The following is a 22,420-nucleotide window of genomic DNA, read 5'->3' on the forward strand; positions in this document are numbered from 1 at the left end:
ACCCTGGACCGAGCGTGAGCGACCCCTCGTGCCGGCAGGTCTCCTGGCTTGCGGGTCGCAGCGGTTCGGGCGCCTTCTCGGGAATGGTCCCAATGGCCTGTGCCCGGCCGCTCACCGCCTACAGTTGCAGGGGCAGCTGCGGCATTGGGCACCGATGCGCCCGCACCGCATTCCCTAGCGCCCCGCGAGGGGCACCGGCATGAGCAGGAAGGTCAAACCTTCGGGGCCGCTCTAGCGGCGGGGCGGGCCTTGCGCCAGTGCTATTGGGGTCGCTGGCCGGTTGCCGGCAGGAGCAGGTCGATCCGCGGGATGAGATCGAACAGCGCGGCGATCGCATCGACACCGTCGCCCAGCGCACGGACCGCTTGCAGCTTGTACGTGGCGCTCACGATCGCGTGGGTGGCGCCCGCAATGTCCGGGGATCGGGTGAGAGTGCCTTCGTTTCGATGCACGCGCACCAGCAGCCAGGCCAGCTTGTGGGCGGCATCGATCAGCTGAATGCGCTCGGATGACAGAAAGGCGAGGCTGCCGGTCGCAGCGATCACCGCCGAGGACAGGCGGTCGAGCGCAGCGAGCAGGTGGCGCGGTTCGGCGGAACCCGGGTCGCCGGGGGGCGTGAGATCTTGCGCGAAAGCCTCCGTCGTCGTGGCGGACGCGGCGCGTGCGCTGCGTGGCCGAACGGCCAGCATGGCGTTCCTCAAGCGCGACATCTGCATGGTGATTCCTTCCAGGGACGGCCCTAGCTAGCGCGTGCCGTTCGGGCGGCGCGTGACCCCGGTCACGCCGCTGCACGCCGCCGCGGCGTTGACCCTGGCGGACGACGACCCTAGGTTTCTGCGCAATGTATGCAGGTGAACCCCCGCTGAGCCTTCCCACGATCGTGCTGGTCGAGGACGATCCACAGCTGCGCACGCTCACCGCGCGCGCCCTTCAGGAAAACGGGTACACGGTGCGTCCTGCGTCCTCGGCGCCGGAGATGTGGCTGGCGCTCGACCAGGGGCCGGTCGATCTGGTGCTGCTCGACGTGATGTTGCCGGGCACCAGCGGCATCGATCTCTGCCGTGCCATCCGCCAGAAGAGTTCGGTGCCGATCATCTTCATCTCGGCCAAGGGCAGCGAGACCGATCGGGTCGTCGGACTGGAGCTGGGCGCCGATGATTATCTGCCCAAGCCTTTCGGCACCCGCGAGCTCGTCGCGCGCGTTCGCGCCGTGCTCCGCCGTGGGGCCGGCGAGCGCGACGCCACCGAACGCCCCAAGGGCGAGATCCAGTTCGACGGCTGGACGGTGAACCTGCCGCGTCGCGAGCTGCTGTCGCCGACCGGTGCGGTGGTGGACCTCACCGGCGCCGAGTTCGATCTGCTGGTGACGCTGTGCGATCATGCCGGGCGGGTTATCTCGCGCGAGCGGCTGATCGAGCTTTCCCGCACCCGCTTGGGGGACAGTTCGGATCGCAGCATCGACGTGCTGGTCAGCCGGCTGCGGCGCAAGCTCTCCGATGCCGGGCACCAGGCGCCGATCGTCACCGTGCGCGGCATCGGCTATACGCTCAACGTGCCCGTGACGCGCGCTTGAGGTCGTTTCTCCATCGACCCTCGGGATTGATCGGGCAGGTCTTCGCGATCCTGCTGCTGACGATCCTCATCGAATTCGCCGTTTCCACCCTGCTCTACGAGCGCGCCAGCCAGTTCGCCGTGCGCGACGACGAGGCGCGCCGGCTCGCCGAGCATCTGGTGATCGCGCGCAAGCTGCTCGCCGAGCAGCCGCCGGCGCGGCGCGATGGACTGGCGGTGGAGTTCACCACGTCGCGGTACGAAGTACGCTGGATGGCCCAGCTCCCATCGGGATTGCGCGAGCAGCCCGATCTGGACCGGTTGTACGAACAGGTGGTGCTGTGGGAGCCCAGCCTCGCGCTCGACGGGCTGCGATTGCGGCTTACCTCGCAGGGCAGCCGGGCGCTGATCGTCGGCGCGGTACCGATGCCCGATGGCAGCTGGATGTATTTCCGGACACGCGAGCATGTGCACGCCGCCGATCTGGGCCTTTCGCGCATCCTTCTCGCGCTGGCGCCGGCGCTTGCGCTGATCCTGATCAGCGGAATCCTGCTGCGGCGGATGTTGTTGCCGATGCGCCGTCTCGCCGTCGCGGCCGACCGGTTCGGCACGGGCGCCATCCTCGAGGTCGAGGAAGCGGGCCCTAAGGAGCTGCGGCGCGTGATCAGTGCGTTCAACCGGATGCAGCAGCGCATCCAGCGCCTGATCGCCGATCGCACCCAGGCGCTGGCGGCGGTAGGACACGACATGCGCACGCCGCTCGCCCGATTGCGGCTGCGCGCGGACGCGATCGCGGATCCGGACGTCCATGCGGCGGTCGAGACCGACATCACCGAAATGGAAGCGATGATTTCCTCGCTGCTCGCGTTTCTGGGCGGCGAGGGGGACCGCGAGACGCCGGCTCGGGTCGACCTCGCGGTGCTCTGCGCGACCATCGCCGACGACAATGCCGATCATGGCCGTGACGTGGAATATGACGGACCCGATCATTTCGAGCATGTCGTCCGGCCGTTGGTGCTGAAGCGTGCGATCAACAATCTCGTCGACAATGCGGTGCACTATGCGGGGCAGTGCTGCATCCGCTTGGTGCCGGTGCCCGGAGGCGTCGCGGTTCGGGTGGAGGACCAAGGTCCCGGCATTCCCGAGGAAGAGCTGCAGCGCGTGATGCAGCCCTTCGTCCGGCTGGATGCCGCACGCTCGCGCGACACGGTCGGCTTCGGCCTGGGTCTCTCGATCGTCGCGCGCGCAGCCGAGGCGGAGGGCGGCAGCTTCCGCCTCGTCAATCGCGAGGGCGGCGGCCTGTGCGCCGAGATCCTCCTTCCGCGCGATGGATCCACGGGTTAGACATATTTCCTTACGAAGGCGCCGCGATGCAGCAAATGCGGGCGTTTAACTTGGTTTCCTGAAGAAGTGCCCGCGCCGCGGGCCGAACCCCAGGAGCCAAGCCGTGAACGAAGTGATCGGACGCGTCGTCGATTTCGAGAAGCAGGTCTTCCCGAACCAGCACGCCCTTTATTCCAAGCTCGCGACCCATGGGCAGAGCCCGAAGGCGCTGATGATTTCCTGCGCGGACTCGCGTGTGGTGCCGGAGCAGATCATCCAGGCGAACCCGGGCGACCTCTTCGTCTGCCGCAACGCCGGCAACATCGTGCCGCCCTTCGCCACCCAGAATGGCGGTGTTTCCTCGACCGTGGAATATGCCGTGGCGGCGCTCGGCGTGCGCGACATCATCGTCTGCGGCCATTCGGACTGCGGAGCGATGAAGGCGCTGATGAACCCGGAAATGCTGGAAGGCATGCCGAACGTCACCGCGTGGCTGCGCCACAGCCATGCCGCCAAGTGCGTCGTCGATGGCGGCTATGACAATCTGGAAGGCCCGGATGCGGTCCGCACGGCGGCGCTCGAGAACGTGGTCGTCCAGCTGGCGCATCTGCGGACGCATCCCTCGGTGGCAGCCGGCATCGCGCGCGGCGAGATCGCCCTGCACGGCTGGTTCGTGGATATCGGCGCGGGCATGGTGCTCGGCCTCGACGGCGAGACCGGCCGCTTTGTCCCGATCCGCGAGGATCGCCCCATGCCGGTGGCGCTGCCGGCCGGCCAGCGGCTGGCGCGTGACGTCGCGCTGGCGGAGGCCGCGGAATGAGCACGGTCGTTGAAGCACCGAAGCCCAAGAGCTTCGTGCGCGACTTCACGGCGTCCATCGTCGTGTTCCTCGTGGCGATGCCGCTCTGCATGGGCATTGCCATCGCGTCGGGCGTGCCGCCCGAAAAGGGCCTGGTCACCGGCATCATCGGCGGGCTGGTCGTGGGTCTGCTCGCCGGTTCCCCGCTCCAGGTGAGCGGCCCGGCGGCGGGTCTCGCCGTCATCGTGTTCGAACTGGTGCGCGAGCAGGGCCTGTCCGCGCTCGGCCCGATCCTCATCCTCGCCGGCGCCATCCAGGTAGTCGCGGGCGTGCTCCGCGTCGGCGGCTGGTTCCGTGCGATCTCGCCTGCGGTGGTGCACGGCATGCTCGCCGGGATCGGCATTCTGATCGTCGTGGGCCAGTATCACGTGCTGTTCGATGCCAAGCCCCTGTCGAACGGCCTTGCTAATCTGGCGGCGATGCCGGGCCGCGTGCTCGGCCTCTCGACCGATCTTGCCGCGGCCGAAATGGCGCTGGGACTTGGCCTGCTGACCATCGCTACGATGATCGGCTGGGACAAGTTCAAGCCTGCCGCGGTCAAGCTGGTGCCGGGCGCACTGGTCGGCGTGGTCGCGGCGACCCTGGTGGCGTTCAGCTTCGGTCTCGACGTTACCCGCGTCGCCGTGCCCTCGAACATCGTGTCCGCCATCGCGCTGCCGGAGAACGGCTTCTTCGCCAAGTGGCTGGATCCGCAGGTCATCACCGCCGCGATCGCGCTCGCATTCATCGCCAGCGCCGAGACGCTGCTCTCGGCTGCCGCGGTGGACCGGATGCACGACGGCGTGCGGACCAACTACAACAAGGAGCTGCGTGCACAGGGCATCGGCAACCTGCTGTGCGGCGTTGCCGGTGCGCTTCCGATGACCGGTGTTATCGTCCGCAGCTCGGCGAACGTCCAGGCCGGCGCCCAGACGCGCTGGTCGGCCGTGATGCATGGCGCCTGGATCCTTGGTTTCGTGGCGCTGCTGCCGTGGCTGCTGCGCGAGATCCCGATGGCGGCGCTCGGTGCGGTGCTGGTCGTCACCGGCGTCAAGCTGGTGAACCTCAAGCATGTCCGCCACCTGTTCGGCACCTATGGCGTGCTGCCGGCGGCGATCTGGGCGGTTACCTGTGCCCTTGTCGTCACGCAGGACCTGCTGACCGGCGTGCTCGTCGGCATCGCGCTCTCGCTGCTCGAACTGGTGCCGAATCTGCGGCGCCTCGGCCTCAAGGTCGACCAGCAGGAGGCAGCGGGCGAACACCGCATCGCACTGGCGGGTTCGGCCACCTTCATCACTCTTCCGAAGCTTTCGGATCGGCTGGAGTCGGTGCCTGGCGGCAAGTCGGTGCTGCTCGACGTATCGCGGCTCGACGCGGTCGATCACAGCTGCGCGGAACTGTTGAAGGACTGGCTGCAGCGTCGCCGCGCAGGCGGTTCGCCGGTCGAACTGCAGGGCGCCAGCGGAAAGACCGCCGTGCTCGCGAGCTGAACCAAACACCCCGAAGACCTGGGGCGGCCCGCCAAGCGCAGGCCGCCCCATTTTTTTGCTCAGATTTCCAGCTGGCTGCCCAGCTCGACGACCCGGTTGGTGGGGAGCTTGAAGAACTCCATCGCGCTTTCGGCGTTGCGCACCATCCAGGCGAACAGCTTCTCGCGCCAGATCGCCATGCCGGGGCGCGACGACGGCAGCAGCGTCTGCCGCGCGAGAAAGTAGCTGGTTTCCATCGGCCGGAACGGGGCGCCGCAGTCCTGGATCGCGGCGAGCGCCGCCGGCACGTCGACTTCGTCCATGAAGCCATAGTGCAGCACCACGCGGAAGAAGCCGTCGCCCAGCGCTTCCATCGAGGTGCATTCCTTGCCCAGCACATGAGGGACCTGCTCGATCGCGACCGTCAACAGCACGATCCGCTCGTGCAGGACCTTGTTGTGCTTGAGATTATGCAGCAGCGCCGGCGGAATGCTGTCCGGGGTCGAGGTGAGGAACACCGCCGTGCCCTTCACCCGCGCCGCCGACTGTGCGGCGGAGCGGATGAACAGCGCGATCGGCATCGCCCCCTCCTGAAGCCGCGCGAGCACCAGCCGGCGTCCGCGCGACCACGTCGTCAGCAGCACGAAGGCGACCGCGGCGACCAGCAGCGGGAACCAGCCGCCATCAGGGATCTTGGTGATGTTCGAGGCGAAATAGGCGCCGTCGATGAGCAGGAAGACGCCGGTGACGAGGCCGGCGAGCAGCGGATGCCACTTCCATACGGCGAAGGTCAGTACGCCCAGCATGCAGGCGGTGATGAACATCGTGCCGGTCACCGCGATCCCATATGCGGAGGCGAGGTTGCTCGAGCTGCGGAAGCCGAGCGCCAGCAGCACCACCATCACCAGCAGGCCCCAGTTGACCAGCGGCACATAGACCTGGCCGGCCGCCTTCGCGCTGGTGTGGAGAATGCGCAGGCGCGGCAGGAAACCCAGCTGCACCGCCTGCTGCGAGACCGAGAAGGCGCCCGAGATCACCGCCTGGCTGGCGATCACCGTCGCCATGGTGGCGAGGATGACGAGCGGCAGGCGGGCCCAATCGGGCGCCATGAGGAAGAAGGGGTTCTCGATCATCGCCGGATTGCGCAGGATCGCTGCCGACTGCCCCAGATAGTTGAGCATCAGGCAGGGGAAGGCGATGTAGAGCCAGGACACCATGATCGCGCGGCGGCCGAAATGGCCCATGTCCGCGTACAGCGCTTCGGCACCCGTTACCGCCAGGACAACCGATCCCAGCGCCAGAAAGGCGAGCGTGGGATCGAGCGTGAAGAACTTGACGGCATACCAGGGGTTCAGCGCCCACAGGATCTCGGGCGCGGCCGCGATTCCCGAGATGCCAAGTACCGCGATGACCGCGAAATAGACGAGCATGACCGGGCCGAACAGCTTGCCGACGCTGGCCGTGCCCCGCGCCTGGATGGCGAACAGCGCAACGAGGATAGCGACGGTCAACGGCAGCACGAGCGGCGTAAAGCCTTCTCGGACGGTCGTCAGCCCCTCGACCGCCGACAGCACCGACACCGCCGGAGTGATGATCGCATCGCCGTAGAACAGCGCCGTTGCGATCACCCCGGTCAGGGTAATGGCGACGCGCCAGCGGCTGTCGTCCATCTTTCGCGTGATCAGCGCCAGCAGTGCGAGGCTGCCGCCTTCGCCGCGATTGTCCGCGCGCAGGATCAGCGCGACATATTTGATCGTGACGATGGAGGTCATCGTCCAGAAGATCAGCGACAGCACTCCGTAGATGTGCGCCGCATCCACCGCCAGCTTGTGGTGGCCGATGAAACTTTCCTTGAGCGAATAGAGCGGCGAAGTGCCGATATCGCCGAATACGACGCCGATGGCGCCGACTGCCAGGGCGGCGAACCGCTCCTGGTGCGCATGCGCGGGGGCATCCCCGTCGCTCGCTGACTGCTGCACTGCAGGTCTCCGCCCCGACGGATTCGGGGTGGCACGCGGTACGCCTGCGCATTTCCGCATGCCAGCGGAAAGCGTTTAGCGCCCCTGTGGTTTCCCGCGAATTTCACAACAGGTGTGGCGCGTTTTCAATATTCCAAAAGGAAAGGGCCGCACCGATCGCTCGGTACGGCCCTTTGCCATGGTTTCGATTCGAGAGCCTCAGCCCTGCGCGTCTTCCGCGGCAGGTGCTTCGGTCGCGATCTCGCCCGGCTCGGCGTTGGGATCGTAATCCTCGGTGAAGCCGGTTTCGTCACGCTCGAACATCGCCGAGGTGACGTCGACGCCCTGCGCCTGCATCTCGGCTTCTTCCGGCGAACGTGCGACGTTGACCTTCACGGTCACCGCGACTTCCGGGTGCAGCGCGACGCGGACTTCGTACACGCCGATCGCCTTGATCGGACGATCGAGCACGATCTGCGCCTTGTTCACCTTGTGGCCCTCGGCGGTCAGCACGTCGACCAGGTCGCGCACCGCGACCGAGCCGTACAGCTGGCCGACGTTCGACGCCTGGCGGATGAGCGTCACCGAAACGCCCTCGAGCGTCTTCGATTCCTTCTCGGCCTCAACGCGACGAGTCGCGTTCTCGGCTTCGATGCGCTCACGGTTGGCTTCGAAGACCTTGCGGTTGGCTTCGTTGGCGCGCAGCGCCTTCTTGCGCGGGAGGAGGAAGTTACGGGCAAAGCCGTCCTTCACCTTCACCACGTCGCCGATGTGGCCGAGCTTCTCGACGCGCTCCAGCAGAATGACTTCCATGGATCCGCTCCTTACTTAACGATGTAGGGCAGCAGGCCCAGGTGACGGGCGCGCTTGATGGCCTGGGCCAGCTCGCGCTGCTTCTTCGCGCTCACCGAGGTGATGCGCGAGGGGACGATCTTGCCGCGCTCGGAGACGAAGCCCTGCAGCAGGCGGACGTCCTTATAGTCGATCCGGGGCGCGTCCTTCGCGGAGAAGGGGCAGCTCTTGCGGCGGCGGAAAAACGGTCGTGCCATGGTCTATCGCTCCTTATTCGCCGTCGAAACCGCCGCCGTCGCGCTCGCGACGACCACGACGCTCACGGTCGCCCTTGCGCATCATCACCGACGGGCCTGCTTCGTGGCCGTCCACCTTGACGGTCATGTAGCGGATCACGTCTTCGTTGATCTGCGTCTGGCGCTCGAGCTCGGCGACCACGCCGGCCGGCGCGTCGATTTCGAGCATCACATAGTGCGCCTTGCGGTTCTTCGCGATGCGATAGGCCAGGCTGCGAAGACCCCAAGTTTCGGTCTTGACGACCTTGCCCGCATTGTCTTCGACGATCTTGGTGGCGGTTTCCGCCAGCGCGTCCACTTGCGCCTGTGCCAGATCCTGGCGCGCAAGGAACACGTGCTCGTACAGAGCCATAGGTTCTCTTTCATGTTGGCCGATCGCTGACGCCGCCCCGTGCGGACGCCCCTCCGGCTGTCTTCTCGATAAAGCAAACGGAGCGGGCGCATTGCTGCTCCGCTCCGATCGGGTGCCCTTACACGCAAGTCGGGGGCGAAGGCAAGCCCGTTCGGCGCGACGGGCTTGCATCCTTGGCGGGTTCGGTTCTAACGGCCGCCGCCATTATAGAAGCGTTCGCGAAGAGGAGCCATCATGCGCGCATTCATTTTCCCGGGCCAGGGCAGCCAGGCCGTCGGCATGGGCAAGGCGCTGGCCGAGGCGAGCCCCGCCGCGCGCGAAGTCTTCCAGGAGGTGGACGAGGCGCTGGGCCAGCATCTCTTCAAGCTGATGAGCGAGGGCCCCGAGAGCGACCTGACGCTCACCGCCAATGCCCAGCCGGCGATCATGGCGAATGCCATCGCGGTGCTGCGCGTGCTCGAGAAGGAAGGCGGTATCCGCCTGTCCGACAAGGCCGATTTCGTCGCGGGCCATTCGCTCGGCGAATATACCGCGCTGTGCGCGGCGGGCGCGCTCGATCTGTCCACCACGGCGAAGCTGCTGCGCCAGCGCGGCGATGCGATGCAGTCGGCGGTGCCGGTGGGCGAGGGGGCGATGGCCGCGCTATTGGGTGCGGACCTCGTCAAGGCACAGGCGATCGCCGATGCCGCTGCTGAGGGCGAGGTGTGCACCGTCGCCAATGACAATGATCCCACCCAGGTGGTGATCTCCGGCGCCCGCGCGGCGATCGAGCGCGCTGTGGCGATCGCCAAGGACCACGGCGCCAAGCGCGCGCTGCTGCTGCCGGTTTCCGCACCGTTCCACTGCCCGCTGATGCAGCCCGCGGCCGATGCGATGGAGAAGGCGCTGGCCGAAGTCGCGATCCAGGCGCCGCTGGTGCCGGTCTATGCCAATGTCACGGCGGCACCGGTGGCCGACCCGGCGACGATCCGCACGCTGCTCGTCGAGCAGGTGACCGGCATGGTGCGCTGGCGCGAATCGGTATCGGCGATGTTCGACGGCGGCGTGCACGAGTTCGTAGAGCTGGGCGGCAAGGTGCTGGGCGGCATGGTCAAGCGCATCAGCCCCGACGCGACGGTGACCAGCGTGGTGACGATGGATGACATTGAAGCGCTCGTGAAGGCGCTCTGAGGAGATACCGACATGTTTGATCTTACGGGAATGACCGCGCTCGTCACCGGCGCTTCGGGTGGCATCGGCTCGGCGATCGCCAAGGCGCTGGCAGCACAGGGCGCGAAGCTCGCCGTGTCGGGTTCCAATGCGGATAAGCTGGAAGCCTTCCGCGCCGGCCTCGGCGGCGAGCATGTTGCGCTCACCTGCAACCTCTCCGATCGCGCCGCGGTCGATGCGCTCGTCCCGCAGGCGGTCGAAGCGCTGGGCGGCAAGCTCGACATTCTCGTCAACAATGCCGGCGTCACCCGCGACAATCTGGCGATGCGGATGAAGGACGAGGAGTGGGAGCAGGTGATCCAGGTCAATCTGGAAGCCGCATTCCGCCTGATGCGCGCCGCCGCCAAGCCGATGATGAAGGCGCGCTTCGGCCGCATGATCTCGATCACCTCGGTCGTCGGCGCCACCGGCAATCCGGGCCAGGCCAACTATGCCGCCTCCAAGGCCGGGCTTGTCGGCATGTCCAAGGCGCTGGGGCAGGAGCTCGCCAGCCGCAACATCACCGTCAACTGCGTGGCTCCCGGCTTCATCCGGTCGGCAATGACGGACGTTCTGCCGGATGCGCAGAAAGAGGCGCTGCTCGGCCGTATTCCTGCCGGAAAGCTGGGCGAGGGCGAGGATATCGGTGCGGCGGTCGTCTATCTCGCCAGCAAGGAAGCCTCCTATGTGACGGGGCAGACCTTGCATGTGAACGGCGGGATGGCGATGCTCTGAGCCGACAGCCGGGGGGCGTGGAGTAGGAAAGATATGCGTCTGGTTCTTGCCGCAGCACTTGCACTTGCCGCCGCCACCCCGGCCCTCGCGGCCCCGGCGGATCCCGCCTCGATCGTCTGTGTCGGGCAGAAGCTCGACGCCGCCGTTAAGGCGCAGCTCGCCGTCAATGTCGAGCGGAACCTTGCCAATCCGGGACAGCGGCCGAGCTACGACTCCGCCGTAACGCGGGGCCTCAACGATGCGACCACCGCTTGCGCCAATGAGCGCGGGTGGAGCGGCGCGGCGGCGTCGGCTTCGGGAGTCTATGCGCTCGCCGAGGTTGGCCTGCCGGTCGCCCGGCGCGTGGTGCAGGCCAAGGGGTTCGACCCCGCAGCGCTCGACCAGCAGTTCGCCGCGCTGCCCGAGGAGGTCCGTCGCGCCCCGCTGACCCCCAAGGCGACGCAGGATCTGATCCGCGCCGCCGTGACGGACGAGGCGCAGCAGACCCGCGCCAATGCCCAGCTGCTCGCGCAATATTTTGCGTTTCTCAACACGCTGGAATATGCTGCCGCGTACTTTTCCCGCTAGTGGGACGGGGCCTGTGCGGCTCCCTCTTGCAACCGCCACGGCGGCATTCTAGGTGCGGGAAAACGGATTCAGAGCCCCATCACAAAGGAAAACAGGGACCATGGCCAACCAGGAAGAGATCACCACCCGCGTGCAGGCGCTCGTTGTCGACCATCTGGGCGTCGACGCCAAGGACGTAGTGCCGACCGCGAGCTTCACCGATGATCTCGGTGCGGACAGCCTCGACATCGTCGAGCTGGTGATGGCCTTCGAGGAAGAGTTCGGGGTCGAGATCCCGGACGACGCCGCGGAGAAGATCAGCACCGTCGGCGACGCCGTTGCCTACATCTCCGAGCATCAGCAGGGCTGACGCTCGAACCGCGCTTCCCAGCCCCGATGGGCCGGATTTGCGACTAGGCGGCTTCCCGTCCCGTGCCTTTGGCGATGCGGACGGGGAGCCGTTTTGTATTAACGCTACAACCGAACGTAGATTGACTGGAGAACTGCCATGCGCCGCGTAGTCGTGACCGGCCTGGGCCTCGTCACCCCGCTGGGGGCCGATGTCGAAACCGCCTGGAAGAACATCCTCGCCAGCAAGTCCGGCGCGGGCACGATCACCAAGTTCGATGCGACGGATTTCCAGAGCAACTATGCCTGCGAAGTGAAGCCAGCCGACCATGAATATGGGTTCGATGCAGGCAAGCGCGTCGATCACAAGATCCAGCGCCAGGTCGATCCCTTCATCGTCTTCGGCATCGACGCCGCCGGCCAGGCGATCGAGGATGCCGGCCTTACCGACATGCCGGAAGAGATGCGCTTCCGCGCCGGCTGCTCGATCGGCTCGGGCATCGGCGGCCTGCCGGGCATCGAGAGCGAATCGCTGGTGCTCGCCGAAAAGGGCCCGAAGCGCGTTTCGCCGCACTTTGTCCATGGCCGCCTGATCAACCTCATCTCGGGCCAGGTCTCGATCAAATACGGCCTGATGGGCCCGAACCATGCGGTGGTCACCGCCTGTTCGACCGGCGCCCATTCGATCGGCGACGCCGCGCGGATGATCGCGATGGACGATGCCGACATCATGCTTGCCGGCGGCGCGGAAAGCACCGTCTGCCCGATCGGCATCGCCGGCTTCGGCCAGGCGCGCGCGCTCTCCACCGGCTTCCGCGACGATCCCACCAAGGCCAGCCGCCCCTGGGATCAGGGTCGCGACGGCTTCGTGATGGGCGAGGGCGCGGGCGTGGTGGTGCTCGAGGAATATGAGCATGCCAAGCGCCGCGGCGCCAAGATCTATGCCGAAGTGGTGGGTTATGGCCTGTCGGGCGATGCCTATCACGTCACCGCGCCGCACCCGGAAGGCTCGGGCGCGTTCCGTTCGATGCAGATGGCGGTCCGCAAGTCGGGCCTCGCGCTCGACGAGATCGACTATATCAATGCGCACGGCACCTCGACGCCGCTCGGCGACGAACTCGAACTGGGGGCGGTGCGCCGCCTGTTCGGCGATGCGATCGGCGGCCTGTCGATGAGCTCGACCAAGTCGGCGATCGGCCACCTGCTCGGCGGCGCCGGCGCGGTGGAGAGCATCTTCTGCATCCTGGCGCTGCGCGACCAGATCGTGCCGCCGACGCTCAACCTCGACAATCCGAGCGAGAATTGCGCGGGCGTCGACCTGGTGCCGCATGTCGCCAAGGAGCGGAAGGTGAAGGCCGTGCTGAACAACTCGTTCGGCTTCGGCGGCACCAATGCCAGCCTGGTGATGAAGGCGCTCTGAGCCATGCCGCAGGACGCGCGCTCCCGTTCCCGCCGCCGTGCGCCCGCGCGCCGGAGCCGGGGGCCGCGCGTCCTGCTGGTTGCCGCGCTTCTTGCCGTGTGTGCGCTCGCGGGGGGCTGGTGGCTGTGGGCGGGGCCGGGGCCGGCGACGAAGGATATGAGCATCGTGGTGCCCGAGGGCGCTACGCTTTCGCGCGCCGCGACCGACCTGGAAAAGGCCGGGGCCATTCACTCCCGCGCGCTCTTTCTCTGCTTCGCAAAGCTGCTCGGCGAGGGGGATAGCATCCGGGCGGGTGAGTACCGGATCGCGCCCGGCACCAGCGCCCGCCGCATCCTGGCAATGCTGCAGGAGGGCAAGACCCGGCAGCGACTGGTGACGGTGCCGGAAGGCATGCCGTCGATCCTCGTCGCGGAGGCGCTCGCCAAGGCACCCGGCCTGTCCGGCGAGGCCAGGACGCCCGCCGAAGGATCGGTGCTGCCGGACAGCTACGCCTATGTCCGTGATGAGCCGCGCGCGGCGGTGCTGGTACGGATGCAGAAGGCGATGACCGACTATCTCGCCAAGGCCTGGAGCACGCGCGACAAGGGGCTGATCGTCACCACCCCGCGCGAGGCGATCATCCTCGCCTCGATCGTCGAGAAGGAAACCGGCAAGCCGGCCGAGCGCACCACCGTCGCCGCCGTCTATGCCAACCGGCTGAAGGCGGGGATGCCGCTCCAGGCCGATCCGACGATCATCTATCCGATCACCAAGGGCAAGCCGCTCGGCCGCCGCATCCTGCAATCGGAAGTGCGCGCGAAGAACGGCTACAACACCTATACGATGCGGGGCCTGCCCGAGGGGCCGATCGCCAATCCGGGGCGCGCCTCGATCGACGCGGTGCTGCATCCGGCAGCGTCCAAGGCGCTCTACTTCGTTGCCGATGGCAGCGGCGGCCATGTGTTCGCCGAGACCTATGCGCAGCATCAGGCGAACGTGGCGAAATGGTATGCCATCCGCCGCGCGCGCGGAGAAATGTAACGTATTTTCCGGCCGCTTGTGCGGCGGGCGCGGCCATGTAACAAAGTTTCCCCTGTGACCAATTCCAGGGGGAATCGCCGAATGCGCCGTGCTGCCTTGCTGACCTTGTTGCTCGCCACCACCAGCCCGGCCTGGGCGCAAGAAAAGCCGAAGGATGCGCCTGCGAAGGGCGACCACCGCGAGCAGATGAAGGCCGAGGCCGAGGCCGCCTGGGCGAAGCCGCCGGTCGAGGAAACCGCCGCCGTCAGCCACGGCGCGGTCACCGTCGGCGGCCAGCGCATCGCCTATACCGCCACCGCCGGCACGCTGACCATCCGCGACGACGACGGCAAGCCGACCGCGTCCTATTTCTACACCGCCTATACCCGCGACGGATCGGCCCGCGAGCAGCGACCGGTGACCTTCTTCTACAATGGCGGCCCGGGCTCGCCGACGATCTGGCTGCACATGGGCAGTTTCGCGCCGGTCCGCGTCACCACCGCCAATCCGGAATATATCCGCCCGGCACCCTATGGGTTCGGGCCGAACCCGGATTCGCTGATCGACAAGAGCGATCTCGTCTTCATCGACGCGCTTGGTGCCGGCTGGTCGCGGCCGCTGGGCGACAAGACCGGCAAGGACTTCTGGGGCGTCGACCAGGATGCCGACGGCTTCGCCCGCGCCATCCTTCGCTACACCGCCAAGTTCGATCGCTGGCCGAGCCCCAAATTCCTGTTCGGCGAAAGCTACGGTACGCTGCGCAACCCGGTGGTCGCCGCCAAGCTGGAGGAGGCCGGACTCAGCCTCAACGGCATGGTCCAGTTCTCCACGATTATGAACTACGGCGTCCGCCAGCCCGGCTATGACCAGAACTTCCTGACGCTGTTCCCGACCATGGCGGCGACCGCCTGGTACCATAACCGCCTCCAGAACCGCCCCGCCGACCTGGCGACGTTCGTCAACGAGGTCCGTGCCTTCACCAGCGGCCCCTATGCCGCCGCGCTCGCCAAGGGCTCGACCATTTCGGCCGAGGAAAAGGCGGCGGTTGCCAGGAAGATGTCCGAATATACCGGCATCAGCGAAGCCTATATCCTGCGCGCCGACCTGCGCCTTACCTTGCCGCGCTTCCAGACCGAGCTGATGCGCGATCGCCGGGTTGCGGTGGGCCGGCTCGATTCGCGGTATCTGCTCAACGTCACCGACGCCAATGCCGACAGCCCGAGCGACGACCCGTCCTCGACCGCGGTCACCGGCGCCTTCGTCGCGACCTTCCAGGACTATGCGACGCGCGTGCTCGGCTACAAGACCGACATGCCGTATCGCATGACCGCGCGCGGCCCCGGCTTCGACTGGGACTGGAAGCACCGCGCGCCGGACGAGAGCGGCACCCACCTGATGCCCAACAGCGCCGCCGACCTCGCCTATACGATGCGCACCAATCCCTATCTCAAGGTGCTCTTCATCAACGGCTATTATGACTTCGCGACGCCTTTCTACGGCGCCGAGTTCGACGTCAGCCACATGCTGCTTGATCCGCAGCTCCAGAAGAACATCCGCTTCACCTATTATGACGCGGGCCACATGGTGTATCTCAACCCCACGACGCTGCCGCAGATGCACCGCGACCTCTCTGCCTTCTACGACGATGCGCTGCGGGCGGCCGCGTCCAGCACGCCGCCGGCGCGCCCCGCGGCCAAGGCGGCGCAGAACTGAGGCACGGCCGGGTCGGGTTGCGTTTGGAACCGTCCGATCCGGTCGTCTTCCGGCAGGTATTGTGGCAGGGCGGGGCATGACGATTGCGCCGCACATCCTCGTCGATGCCGATGCCTGCCCGGTGAAGGACGAGATCTACAAGGTTGCCTGGCGGCTGGAGGTGGCGGTGACGCTGGTCAGCAACGCGCATCTGCGCGTGCCGCAGCACCCGCTGATCGACCGCGTGGTGGTGAGCGACGGCTTCGACGCCGCCGACGACTGGATCGCCGAGCACAGCAATGCTGGCAGCGTGGTGGTCACGGCGGACATCCTGCTGGCCGATCGCTGCCTCAAGGCGGGCGCGGCGGCGGTGCTCGGACCCAATGGCAAGCCGTTCACGACCAGCTCGATCGGCAGCGCCGTGGCAGTGCGGGCGATCATGGCGGACCTGCGCGCGGGCGGCGACCGCATCGGCGGCCCGCCGCCGTTCGGCAAGGAAGACCGCTCGCGGTTCCTCTCGGCGCTCGATGCCGCGCTGGTGCGGGTGAAGCGGGCGCTGGGGTAAGCATGTTGAGGCCGCCGCAACGGGAGTCTGCCGATGCCAACCCCAGCCGCCAAGCCCCGCAGAGACCCCAGCGTTTGATGGAATGACGGGGTGGGCTGCGTTGGCGGGCGTCCTGTCAGTGCAGCTTGGCGATCGACAGCCCGTCGAGCTTGGCGCGTTCCTTCACCGATTCCTCGCTGCGGGTGAGCGCCTTGGCGATCGCGCGCAGCGGCATCCCCTTCTTGGCGAGGGTGTGGAGCTTCTGCAGCTCATCAGGACGCCAGGGTTGGCGGTGTCGTTCGAAGCGTTCGGCCATGGCGCTGCTTAGTCGATAATCGCGGCGCGCAACATGGTTTCGACACGCACCGCACCCGCCTCGCTGGCGCTGGCGACGTCGATCGGTCTTCCACCCAGCGCCTCGTCGATATTGTTGAGAAAGGCCAGCGCGGCCGCGCGATCGGGCAGGCGCTGGAAGGCGAGCAGCGCGACGCGCGATTGCCGCGCGATCACCTCAGGGGCGAGTTTCGTCCGCGCACCTGCCCGAAAGCGCCGGCGATCGCCCTCCTCTGACGTGTCTCCGACCGCGAGCTTGGTGATCGCACCCATCAGGCGGCAATCGCCAGATCGGGCGCGCCGTGGATTCGCTGCCATGCGTGGATGCGCTTGGCATATTCCGCCGCCAGCGCGCGGTGGGACGCCCGCGAGGCGATGCAGGCGGCGGCGGCAGCGAGGCGGAGGGAGTTCTGGTAGCGCGCGAGAAGATAGGCGAGGTCCATGGACATACTCGTGCCATGCAAGCGAGAACATGATGGACCCAGTCGCCGGCGCTTACGGTTGGGAAACCGACGATGAGCCTCAGATGGGGTCTCCGGGGTCGTTTCGCAACCGCGCTGCCGCCGAGCGGCATCAGGAAAGCGCCCGTTCCCCCTCGCGCAGGGTCAGGACGTCCACGCCGTCCGCCGTCACCGCGACGGTATGCTCGAACTGGGCGGAAAGCTTGCGGTCGTTGGTGACCACCGTCCAGCCGTCGTCGAGCGTCGTCACTCGGCGCGTGCCCTGGTTGAGCATGGGCTCGATCGTGAAGGTCATGCCTTCGCGCAGCTTCATGCCGGTGCCGGGGCGGCCGAAATGGAGCACCGAGGGTTCTTCGTGCATCTCGCGGCCGATGCCGTGGCCGCAATAGTCGCGCACCACTGCATAGCCGTGCTGCTTGGCATGGCGCTCGATGGCGGCGCCGATGTCGCCGAGCGTGGCACCCGGGCGGACCTGGGCGATGCCCTTCCAGAGCGCCTCCTGCGTCACCTTCACCAGCCGCCGTGCCTGGGGCGAAACCTCGCCGACCATGTAGGTCTTGCTCGAATCGGCGATGAAGCCGTTCTTCTCCAGCGTGATGTCGAGGTTGAGGATGTCGCCATCCTGCACGATCGTCCCGGCGTCGGGCACGCCATGGCACACGACTTCGTTCGGCGAGCAGTTGAGCACGAAGCCATAGCCATATTGCCCCTTGCTGGCGGGGCGGGCGCCGAGATCCTCGGTGATGTAGCGATCGACCAGCGTGTCGATCTCCAGCGTCGACTTGCCCGCGAGCGGCGTGCGGTCGAGCATCTCGAACACCTGGGCCAGCAGGCGGCCGGCCGCGCGCATCAGATCGAGTTCGTGCGGGGTCTTGATCATCTCAGGCGGCTTCGCGCGCGGTGGTGACCTGGGCCTCGGCCAGCTGGCGGCGGACGATCTCGTGGAAGGAGAGGGTGGGGTTGGCCTCGGCCAGCATGCCGATCTTCATCCAGTATTCGGCCTGGGCGTTGATCGAGCGGCACATGACGGCGCTGGCGCGGCGCGCCTCCTCGTGGAGGTCGTCGGCGATTTTCACGATGCCCATGGGCGCTCCGGTTCGGATGGGGATACGGAGCGTATATGGTTCGTATATTCGGAAAGGGCAAGTGGCATGGAGTGCTCAGCCCCTCCCCTTCAGGGGAAGGGTTGGGGTGGGCTGTGTCTCACAGAGACAAACAGGCGTTCTGGAATCCCTCCACCCCCAACCCCTCCCCCACGGAGGAGGGGCTTAGAAAGTATGACTTACCGCACCAGCGCGGCGGCTTCGCGGGCCTTGGCTTCCACCTCTTCCAGCGACCCGCTGGCGATCCAGCTGCCGCCGACACAGAGCACCGGATCGAACGCAAGCCATTCGGGCGCGCTCGCCAGGCTGATGCCGCCGGTGGGGCAGAACTTCGCCTGATAGAAGGGGGCGGCGAGTGCCTTGAGTGCCTTGAGACCGCCCGAGGTCTCGGCCGGGAAGAACTTGAAGTGGCTGAGGCCGAGATCGAGCCCGCGCATGATGTCGCCGGCATTGGCGATGCCCGGCAGATAGGGCACGCCGCTGCGGACGATCGCGTCGCCCAGCTTGTCCGTGAGACCGGGGGAGACGATGAACTCGGCATCCTCCTTCATCACCTGCTCGAACTGCTGGGTGTTGACCACGGTCCCTGCGCCGACGATCGCGCCGGGGACCTGCTTCATCTCGCGAATGGCATCGAGCGCGGCGGGGGTGCGCATCGTGACTTCCAGCACGCGCAGGCCGCCCTTCACCAGTGCCTCGGCGAGCGGACGCGCCTTGGCGGCGTCGTCGATCACCAGCACCGGAATGACGGGTGCGGTGCGCATGATGGCTTCGATCGAAGGGCGGGTGTCGCTCACTGTGCATGCTCCTGGGCGAAGGCGGCGGCTGCGCCGTAGAGGCCCGGCTGGGGATGGGTGATCAGCTTGACGGGGATCGTCGCCATCAGGGAGCGGAAGCGCCCCTTGGCGACGAATCGCTCGCCGAACCCCGATTGCAGCAGATGGTCCTTCAGGCGCAAGCCCAGACCGCCGGCGATCACCACCGCGCTGGGGCCATGGGCGAGCGCAAGATCGCCCGCCACCGCGCCGAGGCTGAGGCAGAAGCGATCCAGTGCCGCGACCGCCAAGCTGTCCTTGCCCTCCAGCGCCAGCGTCCAGATCGCCTTGTCGTCGAGGCGCGCGACCGGCACGCCTTCCAGATCCGCCAGCGTCTCGTAGATCGAGACGATCGCGGGGCCGGCGACCATGCGCTCCTTGGAGACACGCTGATAGGTGCGGCGCAGGCGCTTGACCATCGCATCCTCGATGGCGTCGAGCGGGGCGAAATCGCTATGGCCGCCTTCGGTTGCGATGATGTCATAGCCGCCGCGGTGGCGAAACACCTGCGCGACGCCCAGCCCGGTACCCGGGCCGCAGACGGTGATCGAACCCTTGTCGGGCAGCGGCGTCTCGGGGCCGCAGAGATGCAGGAACGCCTCGTCCTCAAGCTGCGCGACGGCATGACCGATCGCGGCGAAATCGTTGACGATCGTCCAGACATCAGCACCCAGCCGATCCGGGATCAGTGGCGGGCGGATGATCCAGGGATTGTTGGTGAGCTTGATCAGATCGTTGTTGATCGGCGAGGCGACCGCGATGGCGGCGGCCTTGGGCACCGGCCGGCCGAGCTGCTCACCGAACGCGCGCCAGGCGAGCTGCAGGCTCGGATGCTCGGCGACCTTCTGGGTGATCGGCTCGCTCATCGAGACGACGCGGCCCTCGGCCACCTCCGCAACGGCAAAGCGCGCGTGGGTGCCACCAATGTCGACGGCGACGACTTCCATTCGAATCCGATCCTCTCTCTCGTGCCCCTGTCAACGTTGCCAGTGGGCGCCGCTCTTCTTCCCGCCCGCCGCGCGGATGTAAAGTCCGCGGGCGGCATCGAGTATGATTTACATGCGTTACAACTTTACAGGCCGGCCTCGTGCAGCATCGCCGACGCACCCTTCTCGGCCTCGTCGCAATGGTGCCGCATCATCGCGAACAGCTCGCGGCCGGTGCCGATGGCGGGCGGCGGGGCGACGGCATGCTCGCGGGCGTCCCATTCGTCCGCCGGGACCAGCGCTTCGAGCGTGCCGGCCTCGGCATCGAGGCGCAGGATGTCGCCGTCGCGCACCTTGCCGATCGGTCCGCCGCCCAGCGCCTCGGGCGACAGGTGGATCGCTGCCGGCACCTTGCCGCTGGCGCCCGACATGCGCCCGTCGGTGACCAGTGCAACCTTGAAGCCGCGGTTCTGCAGCACGCCGAGCTGGGGCGTGAGCTTGTGCAGCTCGGGCATGCCGTTGGCGCGCGGGCCCTGGAAGCGGACGACGACGATCACGTCGCGCTCCAGTTCGCCGGCCTTGAACGCCTCGAGCACTTCGAGCTGGTCCGAGAAGACGCGGGCAGGGGCCTCGATGATCCAGCGCTCGCGCTCGACCGCCGAGACCTTGATGCAGGCGCGGCCGATATTGCCCTTGAGGATGCGGAAGCCGCCCTCGGGCGAGAAGGCGGTGTCGACAGTGCGGACGATGTTCTCGTCGTTGCTGACCGGTCCATGCTCGCGCCAGACCAGGGCATCGCCCTCGATGTCGGGCTGGCGGCCATAGGCTGCCATGCCATCCTTTGCGATGGTCAGCGCGTCGCCATGCATCAGCCCGGCGTTCAGCAGTTCCTTGATCACGAAGGACGGGCCGCCGGCATCCTCGAACTGGTTCACATCGGCCGAGCCGTTCGGATAGACGCGCGTCATCAGCGGCACGACGCGCGACAGGCGATCGAAATCGTCCCAGTCGATCACGATACCGGCCGCGCGGGCAAAAGCAGGGACGTGGATCAGGTGGTTGGTCGATCCGCCGGTCGCCAGCAGCACGATCGCGGCGTTCACGATCGCCTTTTCATCGACGACATGGCCGATCGGGCGATAGTCGTCGCCGTTCCAGCCGATCTCGGCCAGCCGGTGGACGGCGGCGCGAGTGAGTTCCTGGCGCAGCTTGGTCTGCGGGTTGGCGAAGGCGGCGCCGGGGACGTGGAGGCCCATTGCCTCCATCATCATCTGGTTCGAGTTCGCGGTGCCGTAGAAGGTGCAGGTACCCTTGCCGTGATAGGCGGCGATCTCGGCCTCGAGCAGCTCCTCGCGGGTCGCCTTGCCCTCGGCATAGCGCTCGCGAACCGCGGCCTTCTCCTTGTTGGGCAGGCCTGAGCGCATCGGTCCGCCCGGGATCAGCACCATCGGCAGATGGCCGAAGCGCAGCGCGCCCATCAGCAGGCCCGGCACGATCTTGTCGCAGATGCCGAGCAGCGCGGCGCCTTCGAACACGCGGTGGCTGAGCGACACGGCAGTGGCCATCGCGATCGTGTCGCGGCTGAACAGCGACAGCTCCATGCCCTGATAGCCCTGGGTCACGCCGTCGCACATCGCCGGCACGCCGCCCGCCACCTGCGCGGTGGCGCCCGCTTCCAGCGCCCAGATCTTCATCTGCTCGGGATAGCGGTAATAGGGCGCGTGCGCCGACAGCATGTCGTTGTACGCGGTGACAATACCGATGTTCATCCGCGCGCCGGTCTTGAGCTCCTCGCGCTGCTCCTCGGTGCCGGCATAGGCATGGGCGAGGTTGGCGCAGCCGAGCTTGGGCCGGTCATTACCTGATTCGCGCTCGCGCTGGAGGAGCGCGAGATAGGCGGCGCGACCAGCCTTGGAGCGTTCGATGACGCGATCGGTAACGGCGGCGATTTCGGCGTGGAGGGTGGTCATTTTCAGACGCTCCAGTGGATGTCGACGGGCAGTTCGGTTTCCGCGAGCACGCGACCGATCGGCAGGGTCGAGCCCGCGCCCTCGGAAATCGCGCGCTCGAGCACGTCCTTCTTCTCCTGACCGGTGATCGCGATCATCAGCGCACGCGCAGAGACGATCGCGGCGAGCGACAGCGAGACACGCGCGACGGGTGCCTCGGGCGGCAGCGGATCGGGCATCACGCCCAGGGCGCGGCGTTCCTTGGGCCCGGTTAGGGCTTCCTGAAGATCGGGGCCGGGGAAGATCGAGGCGGTGTGGCCATCGGCGCCCATGCCGAGCAGGCAGAGGTCGAGCGGCCAGTGGAAGTCCTGCAGGCGCGCATCGGCCGCGCGGCCGGCGGCCTTATAGTCGTCGGCCTTCTCGCTGACGACCGGGATCACGCGCGCGCCGAGCGGCAGGAACACCTTGGCAAGGCCCGTGACGTTCGACATCGGATCGCCCATCGGCACGATGCGGTCGTCCGTCGGAAGGATCGTCACGCGCTTCCAGTCGAGCTTGGCCTTGCTCAGCTTGGCGTAAATGGGGGCGGGGGTGCGGCCGCCGGCGAGCGCGATGACCGCGGCGCCGCGAGCGTCAATCGCGCTTTCGATGATGAACTGGACGTCGCCGGCGAGCGCTTCGCCCATTTCGGCGGTGTCGTCATAGTCCCACCATTCGATTTCGGTCGTCATGTCAGCTCCTTCAATTTGGTGGGACCGGGCAGCGGCCAGGCGGCCGCGCGG

The 22,420-nt window shown here is 67.2% G+C and carries 26 protein-coding genes and 1 riboswitch; of the genes, 12 read left to right on the forward strand and 14 right to left on the reverse strand.

The genetic code is table 11. The features are described 5' to 3' along the window. Window positions 1–15: 15 nt before the first annotated feature. A riboswitch (cobalamin riboswitch) is annotated at window positions 16–214 on the reverse strand. Between the two features lie 46 nt (window positions 215–260). Continuing rightward, window positions 261–716 (reverse strand): hypothetical protein, encoded by a 456-nt coding sequence (locus OIM94_RS02665; protein WP_264608592.1) that lies wholly within the window; start codon window positions 714–716, stop codon window positions 261–263. Window positions 717–862: 146 nt separating this feature from the next. Here OIM94_RS02665 and OIM94_RS02670 point away from each other — a divergent pair, with 146 nt between their 5' ends. The 4 genes from OIM94_RS02670 to OIM94_RS02685 all read left to right on the forward strand — a co-directional run bounded on the left by OIM94_RS02670 (window position 863) and on the right by OIM94_RS02685 (window position 5,202). After that, entirely contained in the window at window positions 863–1,573 is a 711-nt protein-coding gene (locus OIM94_RS02670) for a response regulator transcription factor (RefSeq protein WP_264609805.1), read from the forward strand. A 26-nt stretch (window positions 1,574–1,599) separates the two neighbouring features. Further along, window positions 1,600–2,895, forward strand: coding sequence for an ATP-binding protein (locus OIM94_RS02675; protein ID WP_264608593.1), 1,296 nt, complete (start codon window positions 1,600–1,602; stop codon window positions 2,893–2,895). A 103-nt stretch (window positions 2,896–2,998) separates the two neighbouring features. Then, complete coding sequence (locus OIM94_RS02680; protein WP_264608594.1) at window positions 2,999–3,694, forward strand: carbonic anhydrase; 696 nt, start codon at window positions 2,999–3,001, stop codon at window positions 3,692–3,694. Then, window positions 3,691–5,202: a SulP family inorganic anion transporter gene (locus tag OIM94_RS02685; RefSeq protein ID WP_264608595.1), complete on the forward strand. Its 1,512-nt coding sequence runs from the start codon at window positions 3,691–3,693 to the stop codon at window positions 5,200–5,202. Before OIM94_RS02680 ends, OIM94_RS02685 begins: the two co-directional genes overlap by 4 nt. A gap of 59 nt (window positions 5,203–5,261) precedes the next feature. On the opposite strand, the gene OIM94_RS02690 is transcribed toward OIM94_RS02685, so the two are convergent. The 4 genes from OIM94_RS02690 to rpsF all read right to left on the reverse strand — a co-directional run bounded on the left by OIM94_RS02690 (window position 5,262) and on the right by rpsF (window position 8,579). Continuing rightward, entirely contained in the window at window positions 5,262–7,220 is a 1,959-nt protein-coding gene (locus tag OIM94_RS02690) for a potassium transporter Kup (protein WP_413716373.1), read from the reverse strand. Window positions 7,221–7,358: 138 nt separating this feature from the next. After that, a complete protein-coding gene (gene rplI / locus OIM94_RS02695) occupies window positions 7,359–7,952 on the reverse strand; it encodes a 50S ribosomal protein L9 (protein WP_264608596.1) in 594 nt (197 codons plus the stop codon). 11 nt (window positions 7,953–7,963) lie between these two features. Continuing rightward, window positions 7,964–8,188, reverse strand: coding sequence for a 30S ribosomal protein S18 (gene rpsR, locus OIM94_RS02700; protein WP_010543816.1), 225 nt, complete (start codon window positions 8,186–8,188; stop codon window positions 7,964–7,966). A gap of 13 nt (window positions 8,189–8,201) precedes the next feature. After that, a complete protein-coding gene (gene rpsF, locus OIM94_RS02705) occupies window positions 8,202–8,579 on the reverse strand; it encodes a 30S ribosomal protein S6 (protein ID WP_264608597.1) in 378 nt (125 codons plus the stop codon). 234 nt (window positions 8,580–8,813) lie between these two features. On the opposite strand from rpsF, the gene fabD reads away from it, so the two are divergent. The 8 genes from fabD (at window position 8,814) to OIM94_RS02745 (ending at window position 16,072) form a co-directional block, all read left to right on the forward strand. Further along, on the forward strand, window positions 8,814–9,749 hold the full coding sequence (gene fabD, locus OIM94_RS02710) for an ACP S-malonyltransferase (protein ID WP_264608598.1): 936 nt from the start codon (window positions 8,814–8,816) through the stop codon (window positions 9,747–9,749). 12 nt (window positions 9,750–9,761) lie between these two features. Continuing rightward, a complete protein-coding gene (gene fabG / locus OIM94_RS02715; RefSeq protein WP_264608599.1) occupies window positions 9,762–10,502 on the forward strand; it encodes a 3-oxoacyl-[acyl-carrier-protein] reductase in 741 nt (246 codons plus the stop codon). Between the two features lie 33 nt (window positions 10,503–10,535). Then, on the forward strand, window positions 10,536–11,069 hold the full coding sequence (locus OIM94_RS02720; protein ID WP_264608600.1) for a hypothetical protein: 534 nt from the start codon (window positions 10,536–10,538) through the stop codon (window positions 11,067–11,069). Window positions 11,070–11,169: 100 nt separating this feature from the next. Continuing rightward, on the forward strand, window positions 11,170–11,418 hold the full coding sequence (locus OIM94_RS02725; RefSeq protein WP_010543822.1) for an acyl carrier protein: 249 nt from the start codon (window positions 11,170–11,172) through the stop codon (window positions 11,416–11,418). A gap of 138 nt (window positions 11,419–11,556) precedes the next feature. Further along, a complete protein-coding gene (gene fabF, locus OIM94_RS02730; protein WP_264608601.1) occupies window positions 11,557–12,816 on the forward strand; it encodes a beta-ketoacyl-ACP synthase II in 1,260 nt (419 codons plus the stop codon). Window positions 12,817–12,819: 3 nt separating this feature from the next. Then, window positions 12,820–13,836, forward strand: a complete 1,017-nt coding sequence (gene mltG / locus OIM94_RS02735; protein ID WP_264608602.1) for an endolytic transglycosylase MltG — start codon at window positions 12,820–12,822, stop codon at window positions 13,834–13,836. 81 nt (window positions 13,837–13,917) lie between these two features. Then, window positions 13,918–15,528, forward strand: coding sequence for a S10 family peptidase (locus tag OIM94_RS02740; protein WP_264608603.1), 1,611 nt, complete (start codon window positions 13,918–13,920; stop codon window positions 15,526–15,528). Between the two features lie 76 nt (window positions 15,529–15,604). After that, window positions 15,605–16,072, forward strand: coding sequence for a YaiI/YqxD family protein (locus tag OIM94_RS02745; RefSeq protein WP_264608604.1), 468 nt, complete (start codon window positions 15,605–15,607; stop codon window positions 16,070–16,072). Window positions 16,073–16,187: 115 nt separating this feature from the next. On the opposite strand, the gene OIM94_RS02750 is transcribed toward OIM94_RS02745, so the two are convergent. From OIM94_RS02750 to pgl, 9 genes are all read right to left on the reverse strand, one after another. After that, complete coding sequence (locus tag OIM94_RS02750; protein WP_010543827.1) at window positions 16,188–16,367, reverse strand: hypothetical protein; 180 nt, start codon at window positions 16,365–16,367, stop codon at window positions 16,188–16,190. 8 nt (window positions 16,368–16,375) lie between these two features. Continuing rightward, window positions 16,376–16,657, reverse strand: coding sequence for an antitoxin Xre/MbcA/ParS toxin-binding domain-containing protein (locus OIM94_RS02755; protein WP_264608605.1), 282 nt, complete (start codon window positions 16,655–16,657; stop codon window positions 16,376–16,378). Further along, a complete protein-coding gene (locus OIM94_RS02760) occupies window positions 16,657–16,833 on the reverse strand; it encodes a hypothetical protein (protein WP_264608606.1) in 177 nt (58 codons plus the stop codon). The genes OIM94_RS02755 and OIM94_RS02760 overlap by 1 nt, the downstream gene beginning before the upstream one ends. A 124-nt stretch (window positions 16,834–16,957) precedes the next feature. After that, a complete protein-coding gene (map, locus tag OIM94_RS02765; protein ID WP_264608607.1) occupies window positions 16,958–17,725 on the reverse strand; it encodes a type I methionyl aminopeptidase in 768 nt (255 codons plus the stop codon). A 1-nt stretch (window position 17,726) separates the two neighbouring features. Next, complete coding sequence (locus tag OIM94_RS02770; RefSeq protein WP_264608608.1) at window positions 17,727–17,930, reverse strand: ParD-like family protein; 204 nt, start codon at window positions 17,928–17,930, stop codon at window positions 17,727–17,729. Between the two features lie 197 nt (window positions 17,931–18,127). After that, window positions 18,128–18,712 (reverse strand): bifunctional 4-hydroxy-2-oxoglutarate aldolase/2-dehydro-3-deoxy-phosphogluconate aldolase, encoded by a 585-nt coding sequence (gene eda, locus OIM94_RS02775; RefSeq protein WP_264609807.1) that lies wholly within the window; start codon window positions 18,710–18,712, stop codon window positions 18,128–18,130. Between the two features lie 29 nt (window positions 18,713–18,741). Next, a complete protein-coding gene (locus tag OIM94_RS02780) occupies window positions 18,742–19,710 on the reverse strand; it encodes an ROK family protein (RefSeq protein WP_264608609.1) in 969 nt (322 codons plus the stop codon). Between the two features lie 125 nt (window positions 19,711–19,835). Continuing rightward, on the reverse strand, window positions 19,836–21,659 hold the full coding sequence (gene edd / locus OIM94_RS02785) for a phosphogluconate dehydratase (protein ID WP_264608610.1): 1,824 nt from the start codon (window positions 21,657–21,659) through the stop codon (window positions 19,836–19,838). 2 nt (window positions 21,660–21,661) lie between these two features. After that, window positions 21,662–22,369 carry a 6-phosphogluconolactonase gene (gene pgl / locus OIM94_RS02790; protein WP_264608611.1) on the reverse strand — a complete coding sequence of 236 codons (708 nt, stop codon included), beginning with the start codon at window positions 22,367–22,369 and terminating at the stop codon, window positions 21,662–21,664. Window positions 22,370–22,420 lie beyond the last annotated feature (51 nt).

Origin of the sequence: Sphingomonas sp. R1, from assembly GCF_025960285.1 — a bacterium.
Classification (GTDB): Bacteria; Pseudomonadota; Alphaproteobacteria; order Sphingomonadales; family Sphingomonadaceae; genus Sphingomonas.

Coding starts and splice junctions, on each gene's coding strand:
- fabG (WP_264608599.1), top strand. CDS start 9,762: ATGTTTGATCTTACGGGAATGACCGCGCTCGTCACCGGCGCTTCGGGT.
- OIM94_RS02690 (WP_413716373.1), bottom strand. CDS start 7,220: ATGCGGAAATGCGCAGGCGTACCGCGTGCCACCCCGAATCCGTCGGGG.
- edd (WP_264608610.1), bottom strand. CDS start 21,659: ATGACCACCCTCCACGCCGAAATCGCCGCCGTTACCGATCGCGTCATC.
- OIM94_RS02755 (WP_264608605.1), bottom strand. CDS start 16,657: ATGGGTGCGATCACCAAGCTCGCGGTCGGAGACACGTCAGAGGAGGGC.
- OIM94_RS02780 (WP_264608609.1), bottom strand. CDS start 19,710: ATGGAAGTCGTCGCCGTCGACATTGGTGGCACCCACGCGCGCTTTGCC.
- pgl (WP_264608611.1), bottom strand. CDS start 22,369: ATGACGACCGAAATCGAATGGTGGGACTATGACGACACCGCCGAAATG.
- eda (WP_264609807.1), bottom strand. CDS start 18,712: ATGCGCACCGCACCCGTCATTCCGGTGCTGGTGATCGACGACGCCGCC.
- OIM94_RS02725 (WP_010543822.1), top strand. CDS start 11,170: ATGGCCAACCAGGAAGAGATCACCACCCGCGTGCAGGCGCTCGTTGTC.
- OIM94_RS02745 (WP_264608604.1), top strand. CDS start 15,605: ATGACGATTGCGCCGCACATCCTCGTCGATGCCGATGCCTGCCCGGTG.
- fabD (WP_264608598.1), top strand. CDS start 8,814: ATGCGCGCATTCATTTTCCCGGGCCAGGGCAGCCAGGCCGTCGGCATG.
- mltG (WP_264608602.1), top strand. CDS start 12,820: ATGCCGCAGGACGCGCGCTCCCGTTCCCGCCGCCGTGCGCCCGCGCGC.
- OIM94_RS02760 (WP_264608606.1), bottom strand. CDS start 16,833: ATGTCCATGGACCTCGCCTATCTTCTCGCGCGCTACCAGAACTCCCTC.
- rpsR (WP_010543816.1), bottom strand. CDS start 8,188: ATGGCACGACCGTTTTTCCGCCGCCGCAAGAGCTGCCCCTTCTCCGCG.
- rplI (WP_264608596.1), bottom strand. CDS start 7,952: ATGGAAGTCATTCTGCTGGAGCGCGTCGAGAAGCTCGGCCACATCGGC.
- OIM94_RS02720 (WP_264608600.1), top strand. CDS start 10,536: ATGCGTCTGGTTCTTGCCGCAGCACTTGCACTTGCCGCCGCCACCCCG.
- map (WP_264608607.1), bottom strand. CDS start 17,725: ATGATCAAGACCCCGCACGAACTCGATCTGATGCGCGCGGCCGGCCGC.
- fabF (WP_264608601.1), top strand. CDS start 11,557: ATGCGCCGCGTAGTCGTGACCGGCCTGGGCCTCGTCACCCCGCTGGGG.
- OIM94_RS02740 (WP_264608603.1), top strand. CDS start 13,918: ATGCGCCGTGCTGCCTTGCTGACCTTGTTGCTCGCCACCACCAGCCCG.
- OIM94_RS02665 (WP_264608592.1), bottom strand. CDS start 716: ATGCAGATGTCGCGCTTGAGGAACGCCATGCTGGCCGTTCGGCCACGC.
- rpsF (WP_264608597.1), bottom strand. CDS start 8,579: ATGGCTCTGTACGAGCACGTGTTCCTTGCGCGCCAGGATCTGGCACAG.
- OIM94_RS02770 (WP_264608608.1), bottom strand. CDS start 17,930: ATGGGCATCGTGAAAATCGCCGACGACCTCCACGAGGAGGCGCGCCGC.
- OIM94_RS02685 (WP_264608595.1), top strand. CDS start 3,691: ATGAGCACGGTCGTTGAAGCACCGAAGCCCAAGAGCTTCGTGCGCGAC.
- OIM94_RS02750 (WP_010543827.1), bottom strand. CDS start 16,367: ATGGCCGAACGCTTCGAACGACACCGCCAACCCTGGCGTCCTGATGAG.